Source organism: Sandarakinorhabdus sp., assembly GCF_032115815.1.
In the GTDB taxonomy this organism is placed as follows: domain Bacteria; phylum Pseudomonadota; class Alphaproteobacteria; order Sphingomonadales; family Sphingomonadaceae; genus Sandarakinorhabdus.
In genome coordinates, this window is the sequence record NZ_JAUMBI010000183.1 from 1 (window position 1) to 4,939 (window position 4,939).

Below are 4,939 nucleotides of genomic sequence, written 5' to 3' on the forward strand. Positions count from 1 at the left end.
TCATCCCCCATCCGCAGCGCCGCGATGAACGCCTCCTGCGGGATGTCCACATTCCCGTACTGCCGCATCCGCTTTTTGCCTTCTTTCTGCTTGTCCAGCAGCTTGCGTTTGCGGGAGGCGTCGCCGCCGTAGCATTTGGCGGTGACGTCTTTGCGCAGGGCGGCGATGGTTTCGCGGGCGATGACTTTGCCGCCGATGGCGGCCTGGATCGGGATTTTGAACAGGTGGCGGGGGATGAGGTCTTTCATCCGTTCGCACATGTGGCGGCCGCGCGCTTCGGCGGCGCTGCGGTGGACGATCATGGAGAGCGCGTCCACCGGCTCCATGTTGACCATGATCGACATTTTCACCAGGTCGCCTTCGCGGTGGCCGATCTGGTGATAATCAAAGCTGGCATAGCCGCGGCTGATGGATTTGAGGCGATCGTAGAAATCGAACACGACTTCGTTGAGCGGCAGTTCATAGACCACCTGGGCGCGGCCGCCCACGTAGGTGAGATTTTTCTGGATGCCGCGGCGATCCTGGCAGAGTTTCAGGATGCTGCCCAAATATTCATCCGGCACGTAGATGGTGGCTTCGATCCACGGTTCGTCGATCTGCAGGATGGATGACGGATCGGGCATGTCGGCCGGGTTGTGCAGTTCCAGCGTGGAGCCATCGCGCATCATGATGTGATAGACGACCGACGGCGCGGTGGTGATCAGATCGAGGTCGTACTCGCGGCTCAGGCGTTCCTGGATGATCTCGAGGTGCAGCAGGCCGAGGAAGCCGCAGCGGAAGCCGAAGCCGAGCGCGGCGCTGGTTTCCATTTCAAAGCTGAAGCTGGCGTCGTTCAGGCGCAGGCGCGAGATGGATTCGCGCAGCTTCTCGAAATCAGCCGCATCAGTGGGGAACAGGCCGCAGAACACCACCGGCTGCACTTCCTTGAAGCCGGGCAGGGCTTCGTTGGCGGGCTTTTTCGCGTCGGTGATCGTGTCCCCCACGCGGGCCTGGGCCACTTCCTTGATCTGCGCGGTGATGAAGCCGATTTCGCCGGGGCCGAGTTCGGTGAATTGTTCGATCTTGGGACGGAAGGCGCCGACACGGTCCACCAGGTGGATGCTGTCTGCCGCCATGAACTTGATCTGCTGGCCCTTCTTGATGACGCCATCGATGATGCGCACCAGCACGACGACGCCGAGATAGGGATCGTACCATGAGTCCACCAGCATTGCCTTCAGCGGCTTGGCGGGATCACCCTTGGGCGGCGGGATGCGTTTGACGATGGCTTCGAGGACTTCGACGATGCCGATGCCGGATTTGGCGCTGGCCAGCACGGCGCCGGATGCATCGAGGCCGATGATGTCCTCGATCTCCTTCTTCACCTTTTCCGGATCGGCAGAAGGCAGATCGATCTTGTTGATCACCGGCACGATTTCATGGTCGTGCTCGATCGATTGATAGACGTTGGCCAGCGTCTGGGCTTCGACGCCCTGGGCTGCGTCCACCACCAGCAGCGCGCCTTCGCAGGCGGCCAGCGAGCGCGACACTTCATAGGCGAAATCGACGTGGCCGGGCGTGTCCATCAGGTTGAGGATATAATCCTTCCCGTCGGACGCGCGGTAATCCAGGCGCACGGTCTGCGCCTTGATGGTGATGCCGCGTTCCTTCTCGATGTCCATATTGTCGAGCACCTGCTCCGACATCTCGCGCAGCTGCAGGCCGCCGGTTGTCTGGATCAGGCGATCGGCCAGCGTGGACTTCCCGTGATCGATGTGGGCGATGATCGAGAAATTGCGGATACGGCTCTGGTCGACGGTCATCGTTGCGCTTTAGCAGGCGTGGCGGTGCATGCAACGGTCAGGCCGTCGCGGCCGTTCAATCGCGGGCCAGATGCACCAGCGGATAGGGCCGGCCCTGGCTATCAATTGGGCTGCGCCCCGTGGGCACAAAGCCCAGCCGGCGATAGAAGCCCACGGCGACCGCATTCTGTTCGTTCACATCAGTGGTGATGCGGCCATGGGCTGCTGCTGCGTATTGCACCAGCGCCGTGCCCAGCCCCAGGCCGTGGGCAGCGGGGTGGATGAACAGCGCTTCCATGTGGGCGCTGTCCATGATCATGAAGCCCAGCGGCTGATCGCCGGCGTCCACGGCCACGGTCATCGGCACGAGCGGCAGCATGGCCTGCACTTCGGCTGCGATGGCGGCGAAATCGGCGGGATCGAGGAAATCGTGGGTGGCGGCCACGGCTGCGTGCCAAAGGGCAAAACAGGCCGCCGCATCGTCAGGCCGGGCAGAGCGCAAGCGGATCATGGCCATGCGATAGCATTGCTTTGCCGCCGCGACCACGGCCGCGGCTTGACCCTGTCCGCTGCTGGCAATAGCGGGACAACAGAGATTGACGGAGACCTGCCTTGACCCTTTCCATCGCCATCGTGGGTGCCGGCCCGGCCGGATATTACACCGCCGAAGCCGCCCAGAAGCAGTGGGGCAATGATGTGCGCGTCGACATCATCGACCGCCTGCCGACCCCCTATGGCTTGATCCGCGCCGGCGTGGCGCCCGATCACCAGTCGATCAAGGCCGTCACCAAGCGATACGAGGCGACCAACCTGGCGCCGGGCACGCGGCTGGTGGGCAATGTGATGCTGGGCCGTGATGTGTCGGTGGAGGAACTTCTCGGGCTGTATGATGCGGTGGTGCTGTCTGTGGGTGCACCGCACGACAAGCCGATCGGCATTCCTGGCGATGATCTGCCGGGCGTGATTGGTTCGGCGGCGTTTGTCGGCTGGTACAATGGCCATCCCGATCATGCCGGGTTGCAGGTGGATCTGTCGCATCACGGCGCCGCCATCATCGGCAACGGCAATGTCGCCATCGATTGCGCCCGCGTGCTGGCGAAGACGGTGGAAGAACTTTCCACCACCGATATCGCTGATCACGCGCTGAAAACGCTGTCGGCAAGTAGCGTGCGCGATGTGCACATCATCGGCCGGCGCGGGCCCCATCAGGCCAGTTTCACCACCAAGGAAGCCGGCGAGTTGGGTCACCTTGTCCGCGCGCATCCCATCGTGCGGCCGGGCGATTTCCCGCCGGAATCCGAAGATGCCGCATTGGATCCCGGCCAGCGCAAGATGGTCACCCACCTGCGCGGCTTTGCCGGCCTGCCGCGGGGCGACAAGCCGGTGACGATCAATTTCGAATTCTTCCGCCGCCCGGTGGCGGTGGAAGGCCATGGCAAGGCCGAACGCCTGATCGTGGAGACGACCCGGCTGGAAAACGGCCAGGCCGTGGGCACGGGCGAGCTGCACGCGATTCCATGTGGTCTGGTGATTGCCTGCATCGGCTATCGCACCGCCGAAATCCCCGGCGTGAACTGGTCTGACAAGCTCGGCCGTTTTCCCACCGATGACGCTGGCCGGATCGCGCCGGCGCTTTATGCCAGCGGCTGGGCGCGGCGCGGGCCTTCGGGCACCATCGGCACCAACCGGCCCGATGGGTTTTCCGTGGTCGCCGCCATGGTGGAGGACGGCATCGCCGCTTCCGGCAAGGCGGGTCCGGCCGGGCTCGACGCGCTGCTCGCCAGTCGCGCCATCACGGCCAGCGATTTTGCTGGCTGGCAGAAGATCGAAGCCGCCGAAGTTACTGCCGCGCGTACTGGCGCCCCGCGCGAAAAACTCGTGGACGTGACGAAAATGCTGCAAATCGCGCTTTGAGCGGTTGCGCGCGCGTGAGGCGGCGGCTATAGCGCCGCTTCCGCAAGGATCGGGGCGTAGCTCAGCCTGGTAGAGCGCTGTCTTCGGGAGGCAGAGGCCGGAGGTTCGAATCCTCTCGCCCCGACCAATGGAAAGAAGGGGTTACGGCTTCCCGGGCCGCCCTTCAAACACAGGACGAAGGTTCATTTGAACCTCTGCGGGTCTCTGTGCCTTAGCTGAGGTTCACCATTTGCCGGCATTTGCGGCCTTCCGCATGTAAGTCGGACTGTAGCGGGCATAATAACGGAAAGTGGTCATCTCATTGGAATGTCCCATCAATTGGGCAAGTTCCGACATGCTGATGCCATCCTCGGCCCTCCATACCGCGCCCGTATGGCGAAGCGTGAAAGGGGTCGCATGGACACCGCTCCTTTTTGAGGCTGCGGCAAAGGCTTTGCGGATTGAAGCCAGCATCTTCCCACCGCGTTCGATAACGTGTTGAGATTGCCTGACGGCAAAGGCCTCGGTTAGTGTTTCTACTGCATAATCGGCGATGGGAACGGTTGGACGCTTCTTTTTGGTTTGGACCCTGCCAATTGGATTCAGTCTGATAAGCCCCTTTTCAAAATCTATCTGGATCCATTCCAGCTCCAGAAGTGCGCCGGGACGAGAGCATGTGGAGAGCGCAAGAATCACAAAGAGCCGAACGTGCGGTGCTAGCACCGCGTCGAAAAATCGCCGAAACTCCTGCCTGCTCAGAGCACGTGCAATGTGTTCCGGTTCGGCTGGCCGCCATACCTTGGGTGCTTTCTGGATATGCTTGGCTTCGGCGGCATGATTGAGCGCTGCCGCCAACATCGCCAATTCATAGCGTGTGGTCGCAGGTGCCCGCTTTCGCTGGTCGACGTAATCCCTACACATCTTTTCATCGATCAGTTCCGGGTCGACATCAGTCCAAAACGCGGCCATGGCTTTCCACGCGTTCCGGCGTCTCGCTATCGATGCGATCTCGGCTTCCTCCCTGGCGTCGAGATAAACCGAGACTATTCGGCCCACGGTCCATTTGCCGGCAAACCTAAGGCTCCAGCGTTTGCGCGCCTCCGCTTCGGCGCTCTGCCGATCGATCGCATCAAGACTCCAGCGCTTGCGTTTGCCGCTGGCATCTTTGAAGACGATTGCCCATCCGTCACGATATCGCTGCACGGTGAATTCACTTTCTTTCGGCATTCGTAATTCTCCACTTCTGAGTATTTAATTCGCCAAAG

The 4,939-nt window shown here is 61.9% G+C and carries 4 protein-coding genes and 1 tRNA gene; 2 read left to right on the plus strand and 3 right to left on the minus strand.

Going from position 1 to position 4,939, the window contains the following annotated elements:
* Both lepA and RT662_RS10795 read right to left on the minus strand, forming a co-directional pair.
* Positions 1-1,802: translation elongation factor 4 (lepA, locus tag RT662_RS10790; RefSeq protein WP_313670710.1), on the minus strand; the 1,802-nt coding region annotated here is incomplete at its 3' end.
* A 55-nt stretch (positions 1,803-1,857) separates the two neighbouring features.
* A complete protein-coding gene (locus RT662_RS10795; RefSeq protein WP_313670711.1) occupies positions 1,858-2,292 on the minus strand; it encodes an acetyltransferase in 435 nt (144 codons plus the stop codon).
* Positions 2,293-2,393: 101 nt separating this feature from the next.
* Between RT662_RS10795 and RT662_RS10800 the strand changes: the two genes are divergently transcribed.
* Positions 2,394-3,695: an FAD-dependent oxidoreductase gene (locus RT662_RS10800; protein ID WP_313670712.1), complete on the plus strand. Its 1,302-nt coding sequence runs from the start codon at positions 2,394-2,396 to the stop codon at positions 3,693-3,695.
* Positions 3,696-3,745: 50 nt separating this feature from the next.
* Positions 3,746-3,822 (plus strand) — tRNA-Pro (locus RT662_RS10805).
* 95 nt (positions 3,823-3,917) lie between these two features.
* On the opposite strand, the gene RT662_RS10810 is transcribed toward RT662_RS10805, so the two are convergent.
* Positions 3,918-4,901 carry a site-specific integrase gene (locus RT662_RS10810; RefSeq protein ID WP_313670713.1) on the minus strand — a complete coding sequence of 328 codons (984 nt, stop codon included), beginning with the start codon at positions 4,899-4,901 and terminating at the stop codon, positions 3,918-3,920.
* Between the last annotated feature and the right edge of the window lie 38 nt (positions 4,902-4,939).

Excerpts from the sequence above, each read along its gene's own strand:
- RT662_RS10795 (WP_313670711.1), bottom strand. The coding sequence starts at position 2,292 with ATGATCCGCTTGCGCTCTGCCCGGCCTGACGATGCGGCGGCCTGTTTT.
- RT662_RS10810 (WP_313670713.1), bottom strand. The coding sequence starts at position 4,901 with ATGCCGAAAGAAAGTGAATTCACCGTGCAGCGATATCGTGACGGATGG.